Source organism: Acidovorax sp. Root275 (genome assembly GCF_001428965.1).
Classification (GTDB): Bacteria; Pseudomonadota; Gammaproteobacteria; order Burkholderiales; family Burkholderiaceae_C; genus Acidovorax; species Acidovorax radicis.
Map to the genome: position 1 here is coordinate 907,036 of NZ_LMJH01000001.1, position 20,684 is coordinate 927,719.

General features: G+C 65.8%; 20 protein-coding genes. 7 read left to right on the top strand and 13 right to left on the bottom strand.

Features of this window, described 5'->3' with window-relative positions:
- Positions 1-250 precede the first annotated feature (250 nt).
- From ASE52_RS04180 to ASE52_RS04190, 3 genes are all read left to right on the top strand, one after another.
- Complete coding sequence (locus tag ASE52_RS04180; protein ID WP_010458637.1) at positions 251-742, top strand: hypothetical protein; 492 nt, start codon at positions 251-253, stop codon at positions 740-742.
- Between the two features lie 149 nt (positions 743-891).
- Positions 892-1,671, top strand: a complete 780-nt coding sequence (locus tag ASE52_RS04185; RefSeq protein WP_010458639.1) for a 2OG-Fe dioxygenase family protein — start codon at positions 892-894, stop codon at positions 1,669-1,671.
- A gap of 125 nt (positions 1,672-1,796) precedes the next feature.
- Entirely contained in the window at positions 1,797-2,234 is a 438-nt protein-coding gene (locus ASE52_RS04190) for a universal stress protein (RefSeq protein ID WP_010458641.1), read from the top strand.
- 198 nt (positions 2,235-2,432) lie between these two features.
- Here the strand turns inward: ASE52_RS04190 and ASE52_RS04195 are convergent, their stop codons facing one another.
- From ASE52_RS04195 to ASE52_RS04210, 4 genes are all read right to left on the bottom strand, one after another.
- Complete coding sequence (locus tag ASE52_RS04195) at positions 2,433-3,416, bottom strand: tripartite tricarboxylate transporter substrate binding protein (protein ID WP_057224041.1); 984 nt, start codon at positions 3,414-3,416, stop codon at positions 2,433-2,435.
- A 164-nt stretch (positions 3,417-3,580) separates the two neighbouring features.
- Positions 3,581-4,765, bottom strand: coding sequence for a beta-ketothiolase BktB (bktB, locus tag ASE52_RS04200; RefSeq protein WP_010458645.1), 1,185 nt, complete (start codon positions 4,763-4,765; stop codon positions 3,581-3,583).
- 91 nt (positions 4,766-4,856) lie between these two features.
- A complete protein-coding gene (locus ASE52_RS04205) occupies positions 4,857-5,618 on the bottom strand; it encodes an SDR family NAD(P)-dependent oxidoreductase (protein ID WP_010458647.1) in 762 nt (253 codons plus the stop codon).
- Between the two features lie 39 nt (positions 5,619-5,657).
- A complete protein-coding gene (locus ASE52_RS04210) occupies positions 5,658-6,173 on the bottom strand; it encodes a MarR family transcriptional regulator (protein ID WP_010458648.1) in 516 nt (171 codons plus the stop codon).
- Positions 6,174-6,290: 117 nt separating this feature from the next.
- Between ASE52_RS04210 and ASE52_RS04215 the strand changes: the two genes are divergently transcribed.
- On the top strand, positions 6,291-7,175 hold the full coding sequence (locus ASE52_RS04215; protein ID WP_057224043.1) for an EamA family transporter: 885 nt from the start codon (positions 6,291-6,293) through the stop codon (positions 7,173-7,175).
- Positions 7,176-7,292: 117 nt separating this feature from the next.
- Here the strand turns inward: ASE52_RS04215 and ASE52_RS26400 are convergent, their stop codons facing one another.
- The 5 genes from ASE52_RS26400 to ASE52_RS04240 form a co-directional block, all read right to left on the bottom strand.
- Positions 7,293-8,945 carry a methyl-accepting chemotaxis protein gene (locus tag ASE52_RS26400; protein ID WP_057224045.1) on the bottom strand — a complete coding sequence of 551 codons (1,653 nt, stop codon included), beginning with the start codon at positions 8,943-8,945 and terminating at the stop codon, positions 7,293-7,295.
- Positions 8,946-9,046: 101 nt separating this feature from the next.
- Positions 9,047-10,120, bottom strand: a complete 1,074-nt coding sequence (locus ASE52_RS04225; protein ID WP_057224047.1) for a sulfotransferase — start codon at positions 10,118-10,120, stop codon at positions 9,047-9,049.
- Positions 10,117-11,148: a hypothetical protein gene (locus ASE52_RS04230; RefSeq protein ID WP_241776915.1), complete on the bottom strand. Its 1,032-nt coding sequence runs from the start codon at positions 11,146-11,148 to the stop codon at positions 10,117-10,119. Before ASE52_RS04230 ends, ASE52_RS04225 begins: the two co-directional genes overlap by 4 nt.
- 42 nt (positions 11,149-11,190) lie before the next feature.
- A complete protein-coding gene (cysC, locus tag ASE52_RS04235; RefSeq protein ID WP_082606753.1) occupies positions 11,191-11,859 on the bottom strand; it encodes an adenylyl-sulfate kinase in 669 nt (222 codons plus the stop codon).
- 40 nt (positions 11,860-11,899) lie between these two features.
- Entirely contained in the window at positions 11,900-12,454 is a 555-nt protein-coding gene (locus tag ASE52_RS04240) for an acyl-homoserine-lactone synthase (protein WP_010458661.1), read from the bottom strand.
- Between the two features lie 220 nt (positions 12,455-12,674).
- Between ASE52_RS04240 and ASE52_RS04245 the strand changes: the two genes are divergently transcribed.
- Both ASE52_RS04245 and ASE52_RS04250 read left to right on the top strand, forming a co-directional pair.
- A complete protein-coding gene (locus ASE52_RS04245) occupies positions 12,675-13,388 on the top strand; it encodes an autoinducer binding domain-containing protein (protein ID WP_057224049.1) in 714 nt (237 codons plus the stop codon).
- Positions 13,389-13,491: 103 nt separating this feature from the next.
- A complete protein-coding gene (locus ASE52_RS04250) occupies positions 13,492-13,890 on the top strand; it encodes a DUF4902 domain-containing protein (protein WP_139019156.1) in 399 nt (132 codons plus the stop codon).
- Between the two features lie 112 nt (positions 13,891-14,002).
- Here the strand turns inward: ASE52_RS04250 and ASE52_RS04255 are convergent, their stop codons facing one another.
- Together ASE52_RS04255 and ASE52_RS04260 are read right to left on the bottom strand one after the other, a co-directional pair.
- Positions 14,003-14,686 carry an RluA family pseudouridine synthase gene (locus ASE52_RS04255; protein WP_057224051.1) on the bottom strand — a complete coding sequence of 228 codons (684 nt, stop codon included), beginning with the start codon at positions 14,684-14,686 and terminating at the stop codon, positions 14,003-14,005.
- 48 nt (positions 14,687-14,734) lie between these two features.
- Positions 14,735-16,951: an ATP-binding protein gene (locus tag ASE52_RS04260; protein WP_057224053.1), complete on the bottom strand. Its 2,217-nt coding sequence runs from the start codon at positions 16,949-16,951 to the stop codon at positions 14,735-14,737.
- A 323-nt stretch (positions 16,952-17,274) separates the two neighbouring features.
- Here ASE52_RS04260 and ASE52_RS04265 point away from each other — a divergent pair, with 323 nt between their 5' ends.
- Positions 17,275-17,934, top strand: a complete 660-nt coding sequence (locus ASE52_RS04265; RefSeq protein ID WP_057224055.1) for an NAD(P)H-dependent oxidoreductase — start codon at positions 17,275-17,277, stop codon at positions 17,932-17,934.
- Positions 17,935-18,048: 114 nt separating this feature from the next.
- On the opposite strand, the gene ASE52_RS04270 is transcribed toward ASE52_RS04265, so the two are convergent.
- Together ASE52_RS04270 and ASE52_RS04275 are read right to left on the bottom strand one after the other, a co-directional pair.
- Positions 18,049-19,401: an MFS transporter gene (locus tag ASE52_RS04270; RefSeq protein WP_057224057.1), complete on the bottom strand. Its 1,353-nt coding sequence runs from the start codon at positions 19,399-19,401 to the stop codon at positions 18,049-18,051.
- Complete coding sequence (locus tag ASE52_RS04275; RefSeq protein WP_057224059.1) at positions 19,391-20,671, bottom strand: acyltransferase family protein; 1,281 nt, start codon at positions 20,669-20,671, stop codon at positions 19,391-19,393. The genes ASE52_RS04270 and ASE52_RS04275 overlap by 11 nt, the downstream gene beginning before the upstream one ends.
- Between the last annotated feature and the right edge of the window lie 13 nt (positions 20,672-20,684).

Below are 20,684 nucleotides of genomic sequence, written 5' to 3' on the forward strand. Positions count from 1 at the left end.
GGTCAGGTGGATGGGATGTTTGCTATCATTTTGATTGCATAAGGCGCTTTATTGATATGCGGTGGCGGCCATTTGGGCTTGTAAAATGCGATGCCCCCGACGCTGGGGCGTGCGGTTTTTGTCGCCATTCGCTGACATCTTTTGCACGCCAGGCGGAGTAGGGTGTGGCAGGCCTTGCGACAAACCAGGGCCTGTCCCCGCAACCGTCCACCTTGTGGCCGGTAGGGGCGGAAAAAACAAGGAGTTCCCGATGAAAAACACCACCATGACCACGATGCTCTCAATCCGTCTTCTATTGTCTGGCGCGATGGCCGCGCTGCTGCTGGCTGCGGCCGGTGGGGCCCACGCCCAGGCGTATGTCAATGCCACCGTGGGGGGCGAACTGGCGCCCGGCGTGTATGGCCGCATCAACATCGGCAATGCACCACCACCACCGCTGATCTATGCAGAGCCCGTCATCATCCACCGCCCGGCGGTGGTGGTGCCACGCGCGCCGATCTACCTGTATGTGCCGCCAGGCCACGCCAAGAACTGGGGCAAACATTGCGGCCGCTACAACGCCTGCAACCAGCCGGTGTACTTTGTGCAGGAGCCACCACCACGCCGTGGCCCCGCACACCGTGGCCACGGCCGCGATGACCGCCGTTGGGACGACGACCACCGCCACGGTGGCAAACACGACCGTGACCATGACCGGGGGCGCGGCCATGGCAACGGCAAGGGCCACGGCAACCGCGATTGATGGATCGATCGCTGGCGTTGGCTGACGGCGGGACCGGCCAGCCAGCTGCTCGCAGCATGGCGCCGTGCAAAGCTGGTGCAGGCCCGGCTGCACTTTGCGGGCGCCATCCCCGCAGGCACCCTGGCACCAGCGGTTAAGCTCGGGCCCTTATGGCCCAAGTCACTTTTTCTCCCCCGTTCACGGCCCCCTCCGAAGTCGCCAGCCAGCTGCGCCAGGCAGGCTACGCCGTGTTGTCGCCCGCCGACGTAGCCCGCTGGGTAGGCTGCGATCTTGCGGCTTTGATGGCTTTGAACGGCGACTGGGCGGCATTGCCGCCGGACGATTTTCTCAAGGATGGCGGCCGCTACCGCCGTCGCCGCCATGCGTGTTTTGTGGCGCAGGGCGGGAGCCTGCAGCAGGTATCGCACCGGGCCCACTGGCAGCCTGTGGAATACAACGCGCTGCATGGCGGCATGGAGCGCTGGTTTGCGCCCATGGAGCCTGGCACTGTGGCCCAGCCCGTGTGGCAGCAGCTGCTGGCCGCGTTGGCCGGGGTGTCGGATGCCGTGTTTGCGCCCCCCGGTGCGCCCGTGCCCTGGTTCATCGAGGCGCACCAGTTCCGCATCGACACCACCGACGGCATTGGCCGGCCTACACCTGAGGGCGCCCACCGCGATGGCGTGGACCTGGTGGCGGTCTTCCTGGTAGGGCGCGAAGGCGTCAAGGGCGGAGAGACACGCGTGTTCGAGGCGGCAGGCCCCAGCGGCCAGCGCTTTACGCTGACCGAGCCCTGGTCCTTGCTGCTGCTGGACGATGCCCGCATGATTCACGAGTCCACCCCCATCCAGCCCGTGTCCGAAGGCGGGTACCGCGACACCTTGGTGGTGACCTGTCGGCGTGGCAACTTCCAGGGGGCGGATGTGGTGGGGCAGGCCGCAGCAGTGGGCTGAACGTGGGTGATTGACTGCGCCCGATTTGATGCGAATCAAGATGCGCGGTATGGTGGGCGTTCACACTGGCGTTATAGAAACCGGGCCACAAGCCGGGTCCACCATTCAACCCAAGGAGAAGCACCATGTTCAAGCACATTCTGGTTCCAGTCGATGGCTCCAACACCTCGATGCTGGCCGTGTCCAAGGCGGCCGCGCTGGCCAAGACCTTTGGCAGCGCCGTGACCGCGGTCTACGTGGTAGACCCCTATCCCTTCACCGGCGTGGGGGCCGATTTTGCCTACGGCCAAGCCCAGTACATCAATGCCGCCACGGCGGAAGCCAATGCAGCCCTGGAAGCCACGCGCAAAGCCATGGCCGAAGCCGGCGTGAACGTGACCACCTTGGTGGGCGAGGGCCATGCCGTGCACGACGGCATTCTGCGCGCGCTGGAGAGCACGGGCGCCGACCTCATCGTGATGGGTTCACACGGCCGCCGAGGCCTTGAAAAGCTGGTGCTGGGCAGTGTCACGCAGCGCGTGCTGGGCGTGGTGCACATCCCGGTTCTGGTCGTGAGGGACTGAGCGCCATCCCGATGAAAAACGGCTCCGAAAGGAGCCGTTTTTCATTTCAGTTCTCGATGACGCCGCGCCTCCGCGCATCCCACATTCCACAGCTCGTGGAGCAGGCACACACCCCCGCCAGTGCACCCGTGGATCTGGCTCTGCCAGGCTACCGGGTGCGTCCCCCTTGGGGGAGGGCGCCTCAGGCGACTCAGGGGGCTACTCAATCTTTGCGCCCGAGGCTTCCACGATGCCCTTCCACTTGGCGTAGTCCGTCTTGAGCAGGGTGCCCAGCTGTGCCGCCGACATGGCTTCGGGTTCGGCGCCCTGGGCCTGGATGGCGGCCTTCATGTCGGGCGTGGCCAGCAGCTTGTTGATTTCGGCGTTCACGGCGCTCACCACGGCGGCGGGCGTACCGGCGGGGGCAAACACGCCGTACCAGGTGCTCACGTCGAAGTCCTTGAAGCCCGATTCGGCCACGGTGGGCACTTCAGGCAGGGACGAGCTGCGCTTGGCCGAGGTCACGGCCAGGGGGCGCAGCTTGCCGGACTTGATCTGGCCCATGGCCGACGGCAGGGACGAGACCAGCAGGTCCACGTTGCCTGCCAGCGCGTCCATGAGCGCGGGGTTGGAACCCTTGTAGGGGATGTGGCTGAGCTTCACGCCAGCGGCCTTCTCGAACAGGTCGCCCGCCAGGTGGATCGACGTGCCGTTGCCGGGCGAGCCATAGGTGATGGTGCCGGGCGCGGCCTTGGCGGCGGCCACCACGTCGGCCAGGGTCTTGTACTTGGAGTTGACGCTGGTGGCGATGACGACGGGCGTGTAGGCCACGTGGGCGACGGCGGTCAGGTCCTTGGTGGGGTCCCAGGGCAGGTTCTTGTAGAGCCAGGGGCCGATCACGAGGTTGTCCTTCTGGCCCATCACGAGGTCATAGCCCGTGGGTGCTGCCTTGACGGCCTCGCCGATGCCGATGGTGCCGCCCGCGCCGGCCTTGTTGTCGGCCACCACGGTCCACTTGGCGCTTTCAGTGAGTTTGGTGGCCACCAGGCGCGAGAGGATGTCGGTGCCGCCGCCGGGCGGGAAGGGCACGATCAGTCGGATGGGCTTGGTGGGGTAGGCCGCAGCCGGTGCGGGAGTCTGGGCGTGCGCGGTGGTGCCCACGGCAAAAGCAAGTGCGGTGAGGGGAAGCAGGGTGCGAATCATGGTGAGAGATGTCTCCGTCGGTTCAATCGATGGGGCGGCTGCGCGGGTGCGCTGCCCTGGTCTTGGTGCCAGCCGCGGATGATCGCCGATCCTCCGCAGCGCAGACCTTGCCGATACAGGATGGCAGCATCGCCGGTGGCGATGCCGCCATGCCCTGCGTGCGGTCAGATACGTTCAAAAATCGCTGCAATGCCCTGGCCGCCGCCAATGCACATCGTCACCAGCGCGTAACGGCCCTGGATGCGCTGCAGCTCATGGATGGCCTTCACGGTGATGAGCGCGCCGGTCGCGCCAATGGGATGGCCCAGCGAGATGCCCGAGCCATTGGGGTTGACCTTTGCCGGGTCCAGGCCCAGGTCCTTGGTCACGGCGCAGGCCTGTGCCGCGAAGGCCTCGTTGGCTTCGATCACGTCGAGATCGTTGACAGTGAGGCCCGCCTTCTTCAATGCCAGCTGCGTGGCTGGCACCGGGCCAATGCCCATGTACTTGGGGTCCACTCCTGCGTGGGCATAGGCCACCAGGCGCGCCAGGGGCTTGGCGCCACGGGCCTTGGCGGCACCGGCTTCCATCAGCACCACGGCGGCGGCGGCGTCGTTGATGCCCGAGGCGTTGCCAGCGGTCACCGTGCCGTTTTCCTTGAGGAAGACGGGCTTGAGCTTGGCCAGGTCGTCCATGGTGGCGCCGGGGCGGAAGTGCTCGTCGGTGGCGTATTGCACATCGCCCTTCTTGCTCTTCAACGTGACGGGCACGATCTGGTCCTTGAACACGCCGGCCTGCGTGGCGCGTTCGGCCCTGTTGTGGCTTTCCACGGCCAGTTTGTCCTGGTCTTCGCGGCTGATGCCCCACTTGGCGGCGATGTTCTCGGCCGTCACACCCATGTGGATGTTGTGGAAGGGGTCGTGCAGTGCGCCGATCATCATGTCCACCATCTTGGTGTCACCCATGCGGGCGCCCCAGCGCATGTTCAGGCTGGCAAAGGGCACGCGGCTCATGTTCTCGGCGCCAGCGCCAATCGCCACGTCGGTGTCGCCCAGCAAAATGGACTGGCTGGCGTTGACGATGGCCTGTAGGCCCGAGCCGCACAGGCGGTTCACGTTGTAGGCGGGCGTGCCCTCGCCGCAGCCGCCGTGGATGGCCGCCACGCGCGACAGGTACATGTCCTTGGGCTCGGTGTTCACCACATGGCCGAACACCACATGGCCCACATCCTTGCCTTCCACGTTGGCACGCGCAAGCGATTCGCGCACCACGAGGGCGCCCAGTTCGGTGGGGGGCACGTCCTTCAGGCTGCCGCCAAAGGTGCCAATGGCGGTGCGCACTGCGCTGACGACGACGACTTCACGGGTCATGGGGAGGTCCTTTCAGAGAGGTTTCGAATCAAATGGGTCGCTGCCGCTTGTCTATCAAGCGCTGAATGCTATCAAAATAGGAGCTTTCGGTTCACGCGTCCCGCACGTCGGCAACGGGGTTTGCACCGAAATCGGCACGGTCCAGCCAGGCCAGCACGCGAGTGGCGGCGTCGGCGGGCGACGTGAGCTGCCCGCCCGTCTTGAGGTTGGCAAAGTTCTGCTGGTCCGGAAACGCTTCGGGTGCGGCGCCCCGCAGTTGCACCTGCATGTCGGTGTCGATCACGCCCGGCGCCAGCGAACACACCTTGGCGCCGTGCGGCTTGAGGGCTTCGTCCAGCGCCACGCAGCGCGTGAAATGGTCCATGCCCGCCTTGGCGGCGCAGTACGCGGCCTGCGAGGCCATGGCGCGGCGGCCCAGGCCGGAGGAGATGTTGAGCACCTTGCGTGGCACCGTCCAGGCGTCTGTGGCGCCCAGAAAAGCGGCGGTGAGCTGCATGGGCGCTTCCAGGCCGACGCGCAGGGCATGGGCCAGATCGGCGGCATCGCTGTGCGACAGGGGCGCTATGCGGGGTATCACGCCCGCGTTGTTGATCAGCGTGGCGCTGGCAAACGCCTGTGGGCCCTCGGCGCTGAGCCAGGCCTGCAGCTTGTGTGCAGCCTGCTCCCCTTGCGACAGGTCTTGTTGCCATTGCTCTATGGAGACACCTGCCGCCTTGGCCTCGGTGGTCAGGTCGGCATTGGCACTGCGTGCAATGCAGACCAGGGTGTTGCCGCTCTTCAAAAGCTGCTGGGCCATGGCCAGGCCCATGCCGCGTGAGGCCCCGGTGAGGATGTAAAGGTGATTTTGTGGCATCCCGCCATGTTACTGCGCAGTACGCATGTCCATGCGCCGCTACTGATCCGCAGGCGACTCCAGCGCCGCCAGCAGCAGTGCCAGCCGCGCATCCAGCGCCGCCAGGTCAGCGGCCTTGAGGGGGGCGAGGATGCGGTGTTCGTTGGCCACGTGCGCCTCGACCGCGCGGTCGATCAGCGCCAGTCCCTCGGCCGTAAGCTGCACCAGCGAGCTGCGCGCGTCGTCGGGGTTGGGCAGGCGGGTGATCCAGCCCTGGGCCTCGAGCTTGCCCATGCGGTGTGTCATGGTGCCGGAGGTGACCATGAGCGTCGAAAACAGCGTGGTGGGCGCCAGGCAGTAGGGGGCGCCACTGCGGCGCAGCGTGGCCAGCATGTCGAACTCCCAGAAGCTCAGGTTGAACTCGGCAAAGGTCTCGTCGAGCCGCCGCTGTAGCAGCGCGGCACAGCGTTTGATGCGGCCGATAGGGCCCATGGGGCCCACATCCAGGTCGGGGCGCTCGCGGTGCCACTGGGCCAGGATGGCGTCCACGGCGTCGGGTTGGCGTTGGGTGGCCATGGATTGTTTGTCGGGTAAATTTATCTTGAATTCGAGATTGTATGTTAGAGTTTTTGTCTTGAATTGAAGATAAATAATAGGTTTTTGGTTTTTAATCGATCTCTGCATGGCCGCTACATGACTGCTACACGTTCTTCCCCCTGGCTCGATGCGCTGACCACGGCTGTGGGCCCGGTCATCTGGGGCTCCACCTACATCGTCACTACCGAGCTGCTGCCGCCCGACCGGCCCTTCACCGCCGCGTTGCTGCGCACGCTGCCTGCGGGGCTGTTGCTGGTGTTGTGGTGCCGCCGCTGGCCCGCATGGGGCGACTGGCAGGGCTGGTGGCGGCTGATGGTGCTGTCGGCGCTCAACATCGGAGTCTTTCAGGCCCTGCTGTTTGTGGCGGCCTACCGCTTGCCGGGTGGTGTGGCCGCCGTGGTGGGCGCCATCGGGCCGCTGGTGGTGATGGGCCTGGTCTGGGGCATGGACCATCGGCGCCCGCCTGGGTTGGCGCTGGCGGCAGGGGCCTTGGGCGTGCTGGGCATGGCCGCGCTGCTGTTGTCGCCGGGCGCGCGGTGGGACATGGTGGGCGTGGCCGCCGCGCTGGTGGGCACGGTGTGCATGGCGGCGGGCACGTTCTGGTCGCGGCGCTGGCGGTCAGACCTGCCGGTGCTGGCGTTCACCGGCTGGCAGCTGCTGGCGGGCGGCATCATGCTGGCACCGGTGGCCTGGCTGGTGGACCCGCCGCTGCCTGCGCTCTCGGCCACCCAGGTGGGCGGTTATGTCTACCTGAGCCTGGCGGGGGCCTTGCTGGCCTATGCCCTGTGGTTTCGTGGCATTGCGCGCCTGCCGTCGGTGGCGGTGTCATCGCTGGGGCTGCTGAGCCCCGTCACGGCCGTGCTGCTGGGCTGGTTGATGCTGGGACAGGCCATGACGGGCGTGGCGCTGGTGGGCATGCTGGTGGTGCTGGGCAGTATCCTGGCCGTGCAGTGGGCCATGTCGAGGCCGAAGCCGGTTTAAGGGGCCGCACATCCTGGCTGGATGGTAGTGTGTTTGCTATGTTTTGTGTAGCAAACTATGAGACCCTTCAAGCGCCAGGCCCTCAAAAGACCCAAAAAAACGTTGCCCACACGGCCATCAGGCTGCCGCTATGGCACGGGGGCCGCCTACCCGAGCAACTGGCGCCATGGCGCTGAGGGCCTGTGGGGAGGGCGCCCGGCCGGCGGCGTGCAGGGGGGCTCCGCTGCACGCCGTATCCAGACGGAACACCGAGACCACTTTGACGAGATCAAGGGCCTGGCTCTTCATGCTGCTGGCGGCAGCGGCCATTTCTTCGACCAGGGCGGCGTTCTGCTGGGTGGCCTGGTCCATCTGCATGACGGCTTCACCCACTTGGCCTACGCCATCGCTCTGCTCGGCGCTGGCGGCGCTGATCTCGCTCATGATGTCTGTGACGCGCCGGATCGACTGGACGACGTCTGTCATCGTCTGCCCCGCCTTGTCCACCAGTGCAGTGCCTTGCTCGACACGGTTGACGCTGGCGGAGATGAGTTCCTTGATCTCCTTGGCGGCCTCGGCGGACCGGCCCGCAAGCCCCCGCACTTCACTGGCCACCACGGCAAAGCCCCGGCCCTGGTCGCCCGCGCGCGCGGCTTCCACGGCAGCATTCAGGGCCAGGATGTTGGTCTGGAAGGCGATGCCGTCGATCACGCTGATGATGTCGGAGATCCTCTTGGAGCTGTCGTTGATGCCCTTCATGGTCTCCACCACCTGGGCCACCACTTTGCCGCCCTCCACGGCCACATTGTTGGCACTCAGGGCGAGTTTGTTGGCCTGCTGGGCGCTGTCGGAGTTCTGTTTCACGGTCGAGCCCAGCTCCTCCATGGAGGCGGCGGTCTGCTCCAGCGCGCTGGCCTGGCGTTCGGTGCGGGCTGAAAGGTCGTGGTTGCCCTGCGAGATTTCTGCGCTGGCGGTAGAGACGCTTTCGGCGCTTTGCCGTACGTTGGCCACGATTTCGGCCAGCTTGTCGCGCATGTGGGCCAGTTCTGTGAGCAGCTGGCCCGGCTCGTCCTTGGCACCCTGGGGAATGGGGGTTGCCAGGTCCCCCGCGGCGATGGCAGTGGTGGCCTGGACCGCCTGCCGCACCGGGGCGGTGATGGAGCGTGTGGTCCACCAGGCCAGGAACAGGCCCACCAGGATGGCCAGCACGGTGCTGCCGCTCACCCAGGCGGTGCTGGCCTCGGCCTTGCGGGTGGTTTCCTTCAACGTGGTGGCCACGCCTTCATCGAGCGTATGGGTCAGCTCTTGCAGCACGGCCGCGTAGTTCTGGAAGACGGGGGCCAGCACGGTGTCGGTCTGCGCGACCACGTCTTGCCCGGCTTCCTTGGCCTTGACGAGTTCGGTGCGCTTGACGCGGTAGGCGTCGCGCGCGGCAATGGCCTGGTCGTACAGCTGGGTTTCCTTGCCGGGCAACAGGTAGCCACTCACTTCCTGCATGCGTTTGCTTTGCACCTCGACCACTGCAGACATGTCCTTCTTGAGCTTGCTGGTGTAGGGCGCGTCGTTGGCCTTGAGCAAAGCCTCGGTGCGCAGCCAGTTCATCTGGATGTCGGTCTGCCACTGGTGCATGAGGCCCTGGCGCTTGAGCTCCGAGGTGGCGATGTGTTCATTGCTGCGCTGCAGCGCCGTCACGCTCAAGACACCGAGTGTGGCGATGACCACGGTGATCAGCAGCAGCATTCCAAATGCCACTCCGAGTCGAATGCCCAGTTTCAGGTCTTTGATGCGCATGGCGGCTCCTTGGGGATGCAGTGGCGAAGTGGGGGTGAAAGGGGTGCTGGCGTCCGGTGGCTGGGGCGGTCCGGGTGTCTTGTGGGGCAGGCAGGCGCGTGTCAGGAAAGGGCCGCCGCGCCGGTTTCGAGAGAGCTGGTGCTTTGCAGGCGCTGGCCCACGCGTGCCAGGTAGTCCGCCCGCACGCGGCGGGCTGCGTAGTCGCGTGGCGCGCTGCGCAGCAGCTGCTCCCACGCCTCGCGGCGGTGCCGCTCTGACTGCTGCTGGCACTGGGCCACCACCACGGGCGTGGGGTGGGGGGCCTGGGCATCGGTCATGCATTCGTAGCCGTAGTAGTGCATGAACTCCCACGCCAGGCTCTCGATGGTCTCGATTTCGTGCGGCTGCAGCTGGGTCTTGAACTTGTCCTTGTGGGCCGGCAGGGGGGCAAAGCAGTTGGACTCCCACAGGGCGGACCTGCGGGAGAGGTCTTGCGCCTCCTGCGATGCGGCGATGTCCAGCATCTGCGGCAAAAACTCGATGCCGATGAACTGGCAGATGCGCCGCAGCGTGTGCTCCTGGTCGCTCAGGAAGTCCTCGTAGCGGATGGTGAGCACGCGGTCCGGGTAGCGCAGCGCCAGTGCACGGCCAGCAGTGTGGGCCTTGACCCAGGCCTGGGCGTTGAGCGTGGTATCGAAGTCATGGATGATCGCGCGGTTCATCGACGCCACCTGCGCCCGGGGGTCGCGCACCACGTTCAGGAACCGCATGTCGGGAAACAGCTCCATCAGTTCGTGGGCGTAGTGGACGCTGTCCAACGACTTGTCCATGGCCACGCTGGCCCCGTGCAGCTCGGCGCTGCGCAGCAGCAGCTCCCACACGATGCGGTGCACGCTGCGGGGTTTGCCCTGAAGGGCGCTGAAAATCTCTTCGGCGTCGAAGTGCACCCCCGGCCACTTCACCATGCTGGCCGCCTGCAGGCCCACCACGTCCTTGACCATCTGCCGGTACGCGCTGTCGTCGCGCAGGTCGCCATACAGCGGCACCATCGGCATGAAATCCACGATGTGCAGGGGATACGGCGAATGAAACTGAGGGCTGGCATTGAGACGCAGGCGCAGCGCGTGGCTGCCGCAGCGCCGCAGCGGAATCATCAGCAGCGGAAGCGGGCGCGGGGTGTGGGGTGGCTGGTTCATGGTGTGTCTGCCTCCAGGTGCGCAAAGAACTCGTTGATGAAGCGGTCCATGTCTTGGTCGGGCAGGCGGTCGATGCCACCCGCGCGATGCCGCCCGCCACCCGCCGGGTAGCGGCTGCAGAAGATGTCTGCACGGCTGGCGCTGGCGCTGCCAATGCGCAGGTTGACCAGAAAGTCGCCGTCCGAACGCGGGGTGAGCACGGCGACCGAGCGCCCGTTGTTGCGTGCCACGAGCTGGTTGGCCAGGGTGCCGCACAGGCGCCGGGCCCAGGCGCGGTCGGGCAGCACATACACGCTGGCCCTGTCGTTGGTGGTGTAGGGGGCCAGGTCCTGCACGGCCTGCAGGTCGCTGGCGTGGCCCTCTTGCAGGCGTCGGAATTCGTAGGCCTTGGCCATGAAATCGAGCGGGCTCTCGAAGCGGTGGAGTGACCGGTACAGCTGCACGGGGCAAAAGTGCAGGTCTTCGCGGCTTTCGCCGTAGGCGTTGTAGTTGAGCAGGTAACCCAGCTGCGCCAGCGCCCCGCGCGTGCCAGCTGTGCAGCCATGTTCCCGCGCCATGCGATCGGCGACGGCGTCCAGGTTGTCGCCGTAGGCCGCCACGATGGCCCACTGGTGCAATACACCACCCAGGTGGCGGTCCACCAGGATGCTGGTGCATACGTCGAGGCTTGTGTCGATGTGGGCCGTGAGCCGCGGGTGGCGAAAGAGGGTTTTTGCGCTGTGGTGGTCGAAATAAGTCACCTGGCCGCCTCCGTTGAGCACTCGGCACACACCCTGTGCATTGCGGTCCCACGAGATGTCCAGCGCGGTCACCTGCAGCGGCCGCCCGGAGGGCAGCTGGTCGAACAGGGCAATGTCCCGCTTCGCGCCGCTGATGAGAAAGTTGTCGCGGGGCTCTACCAGGCGCAATTGGTGCAGCGCGCACAGCCCGTCGGCGTCGCCATTGAAGAGGTCGTAGGCCTGCAACCCACGGTCGGCGGGTGCGGAGGCGGGGGGCGCGGCTGCGGCTGAGAAGCGATCAGTGAACATGGAAAAGGTCTTGCAAAAAGGGGCGGAACTGGTCGGGTGGCATTAGCGGATGTACCCGCGCTGGCGCAGGAGCGCGAGCACCTGCGCGCAGGCGTCGGCCAGGCTCAGGTGGGCGGTGTCGATGCTGAAATCGGGCGATTCAGGCGCCTCGTAGGGGGCGGAAACCCCTGTGAACTGCGGAATGTGCCCCGCGCGCGCCATGGTGTACAGGCCTTTGGGATCGCGGCCCTCGCACACGTCCAGCGGGGTGCTCACATGCACCTCCAGAAAACGGTGCTCGCCGATGAGCGCACGGGCCATGGCGCGGTCGCTGCACTGGGGCGAGATAAGGGCGGTGAAGACCATCAGCCCGGCGTCGTTCATGAGGGCGGCGACTTCGGCCACGCGCCGGATGTTTTCCGAGCGTTCGGCCGCGCTAAAGCCCAGGTCCCGGTTGAGCCGGTGCCGAAGGTTGTCTCCGTCCAGCACGAAGCTGGCAAACCCGAGGGTGTGCAGCTGCTCTTCCAGCGCGTAGGCCAGGGTGGACTTGCCCGCACCGCTCAAGCCTGTGAGCCATAACGTGACGGGGCGCTGCTGCAGCAGCTGCTCGCGCAGGGGGGCTGTGACCCGGCCCATGTGCGGGATCACCACCCGCAGGCCGTGGGGCGTCAGGCCTTTCGCTGCAGCGGCAGGGTCCTTGGCCGAGGGTTGGAGTGAGGCGGGAAGCGGCATGGTCAGTCCAGGGGGCGGTTGGGGCGTGCGGCAAGCGCGTTCACTGGCACCGGATGGCGCACGCAAAAAGCGGATGGCCCTGGACCACGGTCGGTGGCCCCAGGCGGTAGGATTCAAAACCCGTGCGGCGCAGCAGGCGTTCCACCCCCAGCGGTGAGACGGTGACCATGCGCTGGGCACCGCGCGCCATGGCGCAGCGGCTGGCCGCCTGCAGCAGGCCGGTGGTGAGGGGCGAGGAGAACTGGTCAAGCGCGGAGCCCGTAGGCCCCGAAAGGTCCATCGAGGCAAAGCGGGACAGTTCCCACACCTCGGGTGCGTTCGGTGCCGGGGCGCCGTTGAGCAGTTGCGGGAACACCTCGGCCAGCAGGTAGGGGCGGGTGGTGGGCAGCAGCCGGGCGGTGCCGATGACCTCGCCGTCTTCGTTTTGTGCGATGACGTAGACGGTGTCGTCCCGGTCAAACTGGTCCAGCTCCAGGGCATCGCGGCAATGAAGTTGCCAGCCCAGTTTTTCCACAAAAACACGGTGCCGGTACCGGGCCATGCGGGTCATCAATGGTGGGTGCAGTTCAGCAGAGCAGCCGGAGGTGATGCGCATTGGAGGTGCCCTCGTGAGTTTCGTCGATTAGAAAATCACGGAAAGATATTTGTAACTACCAACTCTGGTAGGTGTTTCCGTCGGCCTTTCTGGTCAAAATCAACTCGCCAAAGGGCTTCAATGCCGCCAGAATGTGAAAAAAACGTAACGGCGGTTGATGGCGCGTAATTCGCGTGCGGATGGTCAGTCTCTGTGGGGTGGTGCTCGGTGTTGGAGTCCTATGACAAGCTGGCAAGAAGATCTTTTGGGGGTGATGGACCGCGCGCAGTCAGAGCAAGAGGTTTTTTGCAAAATCGAGCTCGCTGCGCACGCTCTGGGGTTTGAGTACTGCGCCTATGGCCTGCGGGTACCCATGCCCTTGTCCAACCCAAAGACCATTTTGTTGAACAACTACCCCTTGGCCTGGCAGGAACGGTATGCGCAACAGGGCTATGTGCAGATCGATCCGACGGTGCTCCACGGATGCCGCAAGCAGACCCCGCTGGTCTGGTCGGACGATGTGTTTGCATCGGCCCAGAATTTCTGGGAAGACGCACGATCGTTCGGATTGCGTTTTGGTTGGGCGCAATCGTGCATTGACGGCGGCGGGGTGCGTGGCATGCTGACGCTGGCGCGTCCGTCCGAGGCCCTGACACCCGAAGAGATCGCCCACAGTGAGATGAAGATGCGCTGGCTGGCGCACATTGCGCACCTGATCCTGTCGCGCATCTTTACGACCCGCCAGGCCGAACTGATGCAGCCGCATCTGACAGCCAGAGAAATCGAGGTGCTCAAATGGACCGCCGACGGCAAGACCTCTGCCGACATCTCCTCGCTGCTGGATGTGTCGGAAAACACCGTGAACTTCCATGTCAAGAATGCCGTGACCAAACTGCAAACCACCAACAAGACGGCCGCCACCGTGCGTGCCGCCATGCTGGGGTTGCTGGGCTGATGTCGCGGCCTGCTGGCGCTGCAACCCCTTGCGCCAAGCCGGGTTGCGTCAGTGCAGGGATGGAAGCAACAGGGGCGACCGGTGGGGGGCGGGTGTGAACACCATGCGGGTTTCGCCGGATGGCCTGCTGCGCCTGTCGATTGACGAATTGCTGTCCCTGCCCATCCATCACCTGATGTCGGCGGTGGATGTGGACCTGGTGGTGCCCCGAAGGGCAGTGTGCGGGTGCGAAACCACCATCAGCGGCTACACCGAGTGGGTAAGTGCTTCCCGCCCGGCGGTGTCCATCGGCTGGGACTGGCATATCCGCCTCTGGACCGCGCAGCGGCCCTTCGCCTGGGCGCGACTGGGCCAGCCTCGCAGCAACGTCATGCTGGTGTACTCCACAGGCAACGATACGGGGTGGCAGAAGAACCTCGAGCTGCTGTCCACGGTGGTGGACGCCTTGCCCTGGCAGGAGCAGTTGAGCCAATCGGTGACGGCCCTGCTGCCAAGCCATTGAGCAAGGCCTTGGCGCTTTGCGGAATGGAAGCGTGAACACACGGAGTGTGAGTTTGCTATTGAATGTATAGCAAAAAATGGCGTCTATCTGGCGCTAGGCCGCAGAAAGCACTTCAAAAATCAGCTGCCAGCTCCCACCGCATGGCCTGGCCGGTAGCTGGGTGGGTCAGGGCCAGTTCTCCGGCATGCAGCAGCAGGCGCGGGGCCTGTGCCTGGGTGGCTGCATCGGCATACAGCGCGTCTCCCAGGATCGGGTGGCCCAGGGCGGCCAGGTGCACGCGAAGTTGGTGCGTGCGGCCGGTGACGGGTTCCAGCTCGACACGGGTGGTTCCGGCCGCAGTGTTGTGCGCCAGGGCGCGCCAGCGGGTATGGCTGGGCTTGCCTTGCAGCGCATCGATGATCCGCAGGGGGCGTCGCTCCCAATCGGCGGCGATGGGCAGGTGGATGTCAGCCCAGGTGCCGGGTGGTTCGGCCACCAGGCCTTGCACGACGGCGAGGTAACGCTTGTGGACCTGCCGCTGCTCGAACGCCAGGCTCAGGCGACGTTGTGCGTCGGCATGCCGGGCCATCAGCACAAGACCCGAAGTGGCCTGATCCAGCCGGTGAACGATGAGTGCGCCTGGCCAATACAACTGGGCGCGGGCACTCAGGCAGTCCTGTTTGTCGGGGCCGCGCCCCGGCACGCACAGCAGGCCCGAAGGTTTGTTGAGCACCAGCAGGTCAGCGTCCTCATACAGTGCCATCGGGGCCGGGTGTCTTGCAGTGCCTGCCGTGCCTTCGGCCACTGTGGGGGTCATGGGCACCCTCGAATCCACGGACGCCTTGGGGCCGCTACCGTATCGGCTTCAGCCCGGGGCATGGTTGTCGCCACCCACCAGGCGTTGCACGGTGGCGCAAAGCTCTTCCACGTCGTTGGGCTTGTGGATCAGTGCCTGTGCGCCTTCAGCCAGCGCGGCCTGCTCGATTTCCGCCGTGACATAGCCCGAGGCCAGAGCCACAGGCAGGTCGGGGCGGATCAGGCGGGCCTCGCGCACCAGGTCCACTCCACAGAAGCCGGGCATGTTGTAGTCGGTCACCAGCAGGTCAAAGGCCTGTGGGGCAGCACGCAGCGCGGCCGTGGCCTCGTGCGGATCGGTGTAGCCGCTGACCTCATAGCCCCGGCGGCGCAGGAGGCGCTGCACCAGAAACACCAGGGCCTGGTCATCGTCCACGTACATCACATGGTGCTTCTTGCGCGGCGCGCTGCCGGGGGCATCGGTGGCGGCAGGCGTCGAGGGTGCGGCGGATGCCGGTGCGGCCTGCAAGGCTTGGGGGGGCTGCGCATCCAGGATGCTCTGCGTGGCGATGTGGGCGACCGGAAAGTACAACGTGAACCGGCTGCCCTGGCCGGGTGCACTTTGCACGTCAACGCCGCCTTCGTGCGTGCGCATCACGCCGTGCACGACCGCGAGGCCGAGGCCCGTGCCTTGGCCCACGGGCTTGGTGGTGAAGAAGGGCTCGAAGATGCGTTCCAGCGTGGCAGCGTCCATGCCCGGACCACTGTCGCGCACCGTCAGGGCGACGTAGTCCACGGGTGCGAGGCCCAGCCGTTCGCTCAGGCGCTGGTCGGGCTGCACGGCGGTGGCTTCCACATGGATGCTGCCGCGCTCGGAGCCAATGGCATGGACAGCATTGGTGCACAGGTTGAGCAGGGCCTGCTCGACCTGCGTGGCGTCGGCCAGCACGGGAGGCAGGCCGGCCTGCAGCTGCATGTGCAGCTCGATGGCCGGGGGCAGGGTGACGCGCAGCAGGCGTTCGGTGTCGTGCACTACCTCTGCCAGCGATACGGCCGAGCGCTGCGGTGGCTCGTTGCGGCTGAAGGTGAGGATCTGGCGCACCAGGTCGCGCGCGCGCCGCCCAGCCTTGTCGATCTCCATCAGGCTTTCCAGCACAGGTGAGCCCGATGCACAGTCGGCCTTGGCCAGCTCGACGTTGCCCAGGATGGCGCCCAGGATGTTGTTGAAGTCGTGCGCAATGCCGCCCGCCATGGTGCCCACCGCCTGCATCTTGTGCGACTCGCGCAGCTGGGCTTCCAGCTCGCTTCGGTGCGCCTCGGCCTTCTTGCGGCCGGTCAGGTCGCGTGCGAACACGGTGGTGGTTTCGCCCTCGGCATGGCGCTCGAACGACACGCTCACCTCCACGGCCAGTTCCTTGCCGCTGGCGGTCAGCGCCGTCATCTCGCCCAGCAGGGCCTGGGTGGTGAGCTGCGCAAACGCCAGCCCCTGCGCCGCGTCGGGCAAAAAACGGTCGAGCGTGCTGCCGAGCGCGTCGCTGGCGCTGCACTGGAACAGCGCTGCCGCTGTGGGGTTGAACACGGTGATGCGCTGGTGCTGGTCCACGCAAATGATGGCGTCCAGCGCGGAGTTGATGATGGCCTCCAGCCGCTTCTCGCTGGCGCGGATCTGCTCGTTGCGCTGCTGCAGGGTAATGGCGCTGTGCTGCAACGCCTGGCGCTCGGCCAGCAGCGGGCCCTGGTCGATCACGGCACACAGAAACTGCGGCAGCGGGGGGCCATTGCTTTGCGGGGCCTCGATGTGCGCAATGTGCAGGTCGCCCGTGATGGGTGTGTCTGCATTGATGGAAAAAACGACCTCCTTGACCTCGCTGCGGCCCAGGTCCTGCGCCAGTGCGAAGGCCTCGCGCACACGCCGGGCGTCCTGCGGGCGCACAAAGGGCATCAGTGCCGTGAGCGGGCGGTCGCGTTCGGTGGGCTGGAAAGATCGGTGGGCCATCGAGTTGGCCTGCACCACCATGTCGTGCTCGTCCACCACCATGAGGGCCAGCGGTACGCTGGCAAACAGGGTTTCGAAGCGTTCGTAGGCGCTTTCGGCCACGGTCTGGCTGTAGCGCAGGACCTTGTTCTGGCTCTCCAGCTCTGCCTGGTAGGCGCGCAACTCGGCCACGAGGCCTTCGGCCGGGGTGCCAGGGGCACGGGCATGCGGGGTGGCACTACCGGGTGGGTGCTCTGCGGGGGCGGGCCGCCGCCCCTCAGGGTCCAGAAACGACAGGTCGGGTTCACTCATGGGTAAGGCGCGGCCAGGGGTTTTGGCGCGGGGAAAGTGCGCGCGCCGCGCAATGCTGTGGGCCAGAAAGCATGGCTACGAGTGTACGCCTGCAGTCTTTGTCCATGCGGTCTGGCGGGTGCCTGCCTGTGCAAGGCAACGGAGCAGAACCCGCGTGGTGCCGCATGCTGGTGGCTCCCGGCCCCCATTCAATGGGCGATTGTTGATCGATTGCGAACAATCCTTTTCTGTGGTGGGGCTTACCGATGGGGAAACGGCTCTCTACAGTTCCACCATCGCCCATTTGCCGATCAACCTTTCAGCCATCTTCAGGAATTCTTGCCATGAACCCCATCGACACCTCCCTTGCCCAACCGCTGCTGAACAAGCTGCAATGGCGGTACGCCGCCAAGAAGATGAACCCCGCCAAGGTGGTTCCACAGGACAAGGTAGAGCGTATTCTGGAAGCCGCACGCCTGGCCCCCACCTCCAGCGGCCTGCAGCCGTTCGAGATCATCGTGGTGACGGACCCCGCTGTGCGCGCCAAGATCCAGCCCATCGCCTGGAACCAGGCGCAGATCACCGACGGCTCGCACCTGCTGGTGTTCGCCGCATGGGACAACTACACGGCCGACCGCATCAACATGATGTTCGACCTGACCAATGACCAACGCGGTTTCAAGAACGAAGGCTGGGAAAACTATCGCCAGATGCTGCTCGGGAGCTACCCCCAGCGCGATGCCGAGGTGAATTTCCAGCATGCCGCCCGCCAAGCCTACATCGGCATGAGCGCCGCACTGATCGCCGCTGCGTTTGAAGAGGTGGACTCCACCCCCATGGAAGGTTTTGACCCCAACGCACTGGACGAAATCCTGGACCTGCGCTCCCGTGGCCTGCGCAGCGTGTCGATCCTGCCGCTGGGCTACCGTGCCGATGAAGGCGACTGGCTGGTCAATCTGAAGAAGGTGCGCCGCCCTCGCGAGCAGTTCATCACCGAGGTCTGAGACCTTTCTTTGCCTGCCTGCCGCCGTAGTGCCTGATAGCAGGCAGGCCCCGGCGGGTCTTGCCGGTATCTGAAGCCCGGCCGCGCGTTCAACGTGCGGCCGGGCTTTGGCGTTTCAGCGCACGGCTTTCGGTGCGTCGTTCACACGGCGCATGGGTGTCAGCACAAAGGCCAGCGCTGCCAGCACCACCAGCGTGCCGCCACTGGCTGCAAACAACTGAGGGAGTGTGACGCTCTTCATCACCCAGCCCGTCACCGCTGCAGAGATGGGAGCCAGGCCCATGAAGATGAACATGAACAGGCTCATTGCCCGGCCAATCAGGGCCGGCGGCACACGTTGCTGGATCCAGGTGAACACGCTTACCTGCATGAAGCCGCCGAGCAGGCCGATGACCAGCATCAGTGCTGCGCCCTGCCACACTGCCGTGATCAGCCCCAGGGGCATGAACAGCGCGCCGATGATGGCGTCGAACGCCAGGATGGTCATGCCCAGGCTGCCAATGCGCAGCCGCGGCACCATGCCCGACACCACCATGCCCAGCAGCGTGCCCGCGCCATGGGCGCCCACCATGATGCCGAAAGCGGCCGCGCCCAGCTGGGGCGTGCTGCTGGCCAGCACCGGGATGGCGATGTGGATGGGGCCCATGATGAACAGGGCAATGGCACTCCAGTAGAGAAAGCAGGTGCGCAGTTCGCCATCGCGCCAGAAGTGAACCAGGCCCTGCGCCACCGATGCCAGCACCGCCTGGGGTGCTGCTGCAGGGGCTGGGTTGGCTGCGTGGGTCTGCACCTTCGACAGCGTCCAGGCCGACACGGCGAAGCTCAGGGCATCGAGCGCAAAAGCGATGCCGATGCCGGTGGCATTGGCGTGGGCCGGTGCATCGGCGGCTCCTGTGGCCGCGTCGCCCGCACCAAACAGTGCAATGAGCAACCCCGCCAGCAGGGGCCCGAGGAACATGGTCAGCTGCCGCAGGCCCAGGCTGATGCCGTTGGCGGCCTGCAATTGCGAGCGTGCCACCACGTGGGGCATCATGGCCGTGCCTGCGGGGATGCTGAAGGCCGTGGCCAGGCCAATACCCAGCGACAGCGCGTACACCATCCACAGTGTCAGGGTGCCTGCAAGCACCAGCCCAGCCAGCACGGCCAGCAGCACCAGGTTGATGTATTTGGTGACCATCAGTACCTGTTTCGGCGAGTGGCGGTCCACCAGCGCTCCCCCCACCAGGATGAACAGCGCACGGGGAATGCTGATGAGGGCCAGCACGGTGCCCAGCACCAGGGTGTCGCCTGTCATCTGCAGCACCAGCCAGGGCAGTGCAATCAGCGTGAACTGGTCCCCCAGCATGGACAGGAAGGCGCCGACCGTCATCCAGCGAAAGTTGGGGTCCTTGAACAGCGCGGCGCGCGGGTCCTGGGGAGGGCTCGTTGGGGGGCGGGGCGAAGGGTGAGGGGGCGTTTCAGGTCGCATGAACAGGGTCTCCAAAAGATTTGCGGGTGTGCCGACGCCCGTTGAGCCACTGGCCCACGGCGGTGAATCGCACGCACAGGTGGTAGCTGGCCAGGCACAGGGCCGTGGTGGCCAGCACGTTGAGGGCCATCTTGGTCAGGACGGGGATCGGCACGCCGTACAGCAGAGCGCCAAAACCAATCGTCAGCGGCAGGTGCACGAGGTACACCCAGTACGAGCTGTCGGCCAGGTAGGCCAACCAGGCGCGAGGCTGGCCGACGTGGCGCAGAAAGAGTCCCATCAGCGCAAAGCTCCACAACCAGGACGCGGCGTTGTAAGCCAGTGCCATCCAGAACTGCAGATGCCGGGTGGCAGAAACGGGTTCGGCGAGGATCTCGGTGAAGGCACCGGTGAGCAGTACCAGCGCGAAGGCCGAAGCCTCAGGCTGGGCCAGCACTTCCGACAAGAATGCAGTGATCAGGAAACACGCGAGCCCCAGGCCCGCCAGTACCGGCCAGTGCCTTTCGGAGCGCGCCATCAGGTCCTTGCGCTGTGCATGCAGGCACAACCCGAATCCGTAGAACAGCCCGTTGTGGAGCCATTCCGCCAGCGGCGGCAAAAAGGACCCGCTGGGCGTGACGATGCCGTGGTCATAGTGGGCGCCGATCCAGGCCAGTGGCAATGTCAGCGCCACCACGCCAAGCGACGAACCGCCCAGCCAGGCCGTGGTGCGCCCCAGGGCTTTCTGCACGCCGCTGGGCAGCGCATTTGCCGCCGCCCACACCACGGGCGTGAACACAGCCAGCCACAACAGCATCCACAGGAACCACAGATGCATGGTGGCGGGGCCTTGGGGCACGTTTGGGCCCTGAGGCAGCAGGCTGCGGTCCACGCCCCAGGTGCCATAGGCCATGCGGTGCAGGAACATCAGGCCCAGCAGGGCGCTGACCACAAACAGAGGCGGCCAGAACACCACGAAGGGCAGGCCCAGGCGGCGCAACCGGTTGTGCACCATGCCCGCCAGTCCGCGGCGCTGCACCAGCGCCGACACAAAAAATCCGGCCAGGATAAAAAACAGGGGCATGCGGAACGCGTGGATCACGGCGACCAGCAAGTCGGCCACCGATGTGGACTGCTCGTCGTGCCAGGGCAGGGGGGACGGCCGGCTCATGTAGATGACCGAGACGTGCAGCACGATGCCCAGCCACATCATGGTGGCGCGCAAATTGTCCAGGGCATGCAGCCGTCGGCCCGGGGCGGCGGGTTCTGGGGGGCGGGTCGATCCATTCATAGGGACCGACTGT

Excerpts from the sequence above, each read along its gene's own strand:
- ASE52_RS04225 (WP_057224047.1), bottom strand. The coding sequence starts at position 10,120 with ATGAACCAGCCACCCCACACCCCGCGCCCGCTTCCGCTGCTGATGATT.
- ASE52_RS04210 (WP_010458648.1), bottom strand. The coding sequence starts at position 6,173 with ATGGCCACCCAACGCCAACCCGACGCCGTGGACGCCATCCTGGCCCAG.
- ASE52_RS04275 (WP_057224059.1), bottom strand. The coding sequence starts at position 20,671 with ATGAATGGATCGACCCGCCCCCCAGAACCCGCCGCCCCGGGCCGACGG.
- ASE52_RS04195 (WP_057224041.1), bottom strand. The coding sequence starts at position 3,416 with ATGATTCGCACCCTGCTTCCCCTCACCGCACTTGCTTTTGCCGTGGGC.
- ASE52_RS04255 (WP_057224051.1), bottom strand. The coding sequence starts at position 14,686 with ATGACCCCCACAGTGGCCGAAGGCACGGCAGGCACTGCAAGACACCCG.
- ASE52_RS04270 (WP_057224057.1), bottom strand. The coding sequence starts at position 19,401 with ATGCGACCTGAAACGCCCCCTCACCCTTCGCCCCGCCCCCCAACGAGC.
- ASE52_RS04260 (WP_057224053.1), bottom strand. The coding sequence starts at position 16,951 with ATGAGTGAACCCGACCTGTCGTTTCTGGACCCTGAGGGGCGGCGGCCC.
- ASE52_RS26400 (WP_057224045.1), bottom strand. The coding sequence starts at position 8,945 with ATGCGCATCAAAGACCTGAAACTGGGCATTCGACTCGGAGTGGCATTT.
- cysC (WP_082606753.1), bottom strand. The coding sequence starts at position 11,859 with ATGCCGCTTCCCGCCTCACTCCAACCCTCGGCCAAGGACCCTGCCGCT.
- ASE52_RS04215 (WP_057224043.1), top strand. The coding sequence starts at position 6,291 with ATGACTGCTACACGTTCTTCCCCCTGGCTCGATGCGCTGACCACGGCT.
- ASE52_RS04230 (WP_241776915.1), bottom strand. The coding sequence starts at position 11,148 with ATGTTCACTGATCGCTTCTCAGCCGCAGCCGCGCCCCCCGCCTCCGCA.
- ASE52_RS04245 (WP_057224049.1), top strand. The coding sequence starts at position 12,675 with ATGACAAGCTGGCAAGAAGATCTTTTGGGGGTGATGGACCGCGCGCAG.
- ASE52_RS04185 (WP_010458639.1), top strand. The coding sequence starts at position 892 with ATGGCCCAAGTCACTTTTTCTCCCCCGTTCACGGCCCCCTCCGAAGTC.
- ASE52_RS04190 (WP_010458641.1), top strand. The coding sequence starts at position 1,797 with ATGTTCAAGCACATTCTGGTTCCAGTCGATGGCTCCAACACCTCGATG.
- ASE52_RS04205 (WP_010458647.1), bottom strand. The coding sequence starts at position 5,618 with ATGCCACAAAATCACCTTTACATCCTCACCGGGGCCTCACGCGGCATG.
- ASE52_RS04240 (WP_010458661.1), bottom strand. The coding sequence starts at position 12,454 with ATGCGCATCACCTCCGGCTGCTCTGCTGAACTGCACCCACCATTGATG.
- ASE52_RS04180 (WP_010458637.1), top strand. The coding sequence starts at position 251 with ATGAAAAACACCACCATGACCACGATGCTCTCAATCCGTCTTCTATTG.
- bktB (WP_010458645.1), bottom strand. The coding sequence starts at position 4,765 with ATGACCCGTGAAGTCGTCGTCGTCAGCGCAGTGCGCACCGCCATTGGC.
- ASE52_RS04265 (WP_057224055.1), top strand. The coding sequence starts at position 17,275 with ATGAACCCCATCGACACCTCCCTTGCCCAACCGCTGCTGAACAAGCTG.
- ASE52_RS04250 (WP_139019156.1), top strand. The coding sequence starts at position 13,492 with ATGCGGGTTTCGCCGGATGGCCTGCTGCGCCTGTCGATTGACGAATTG.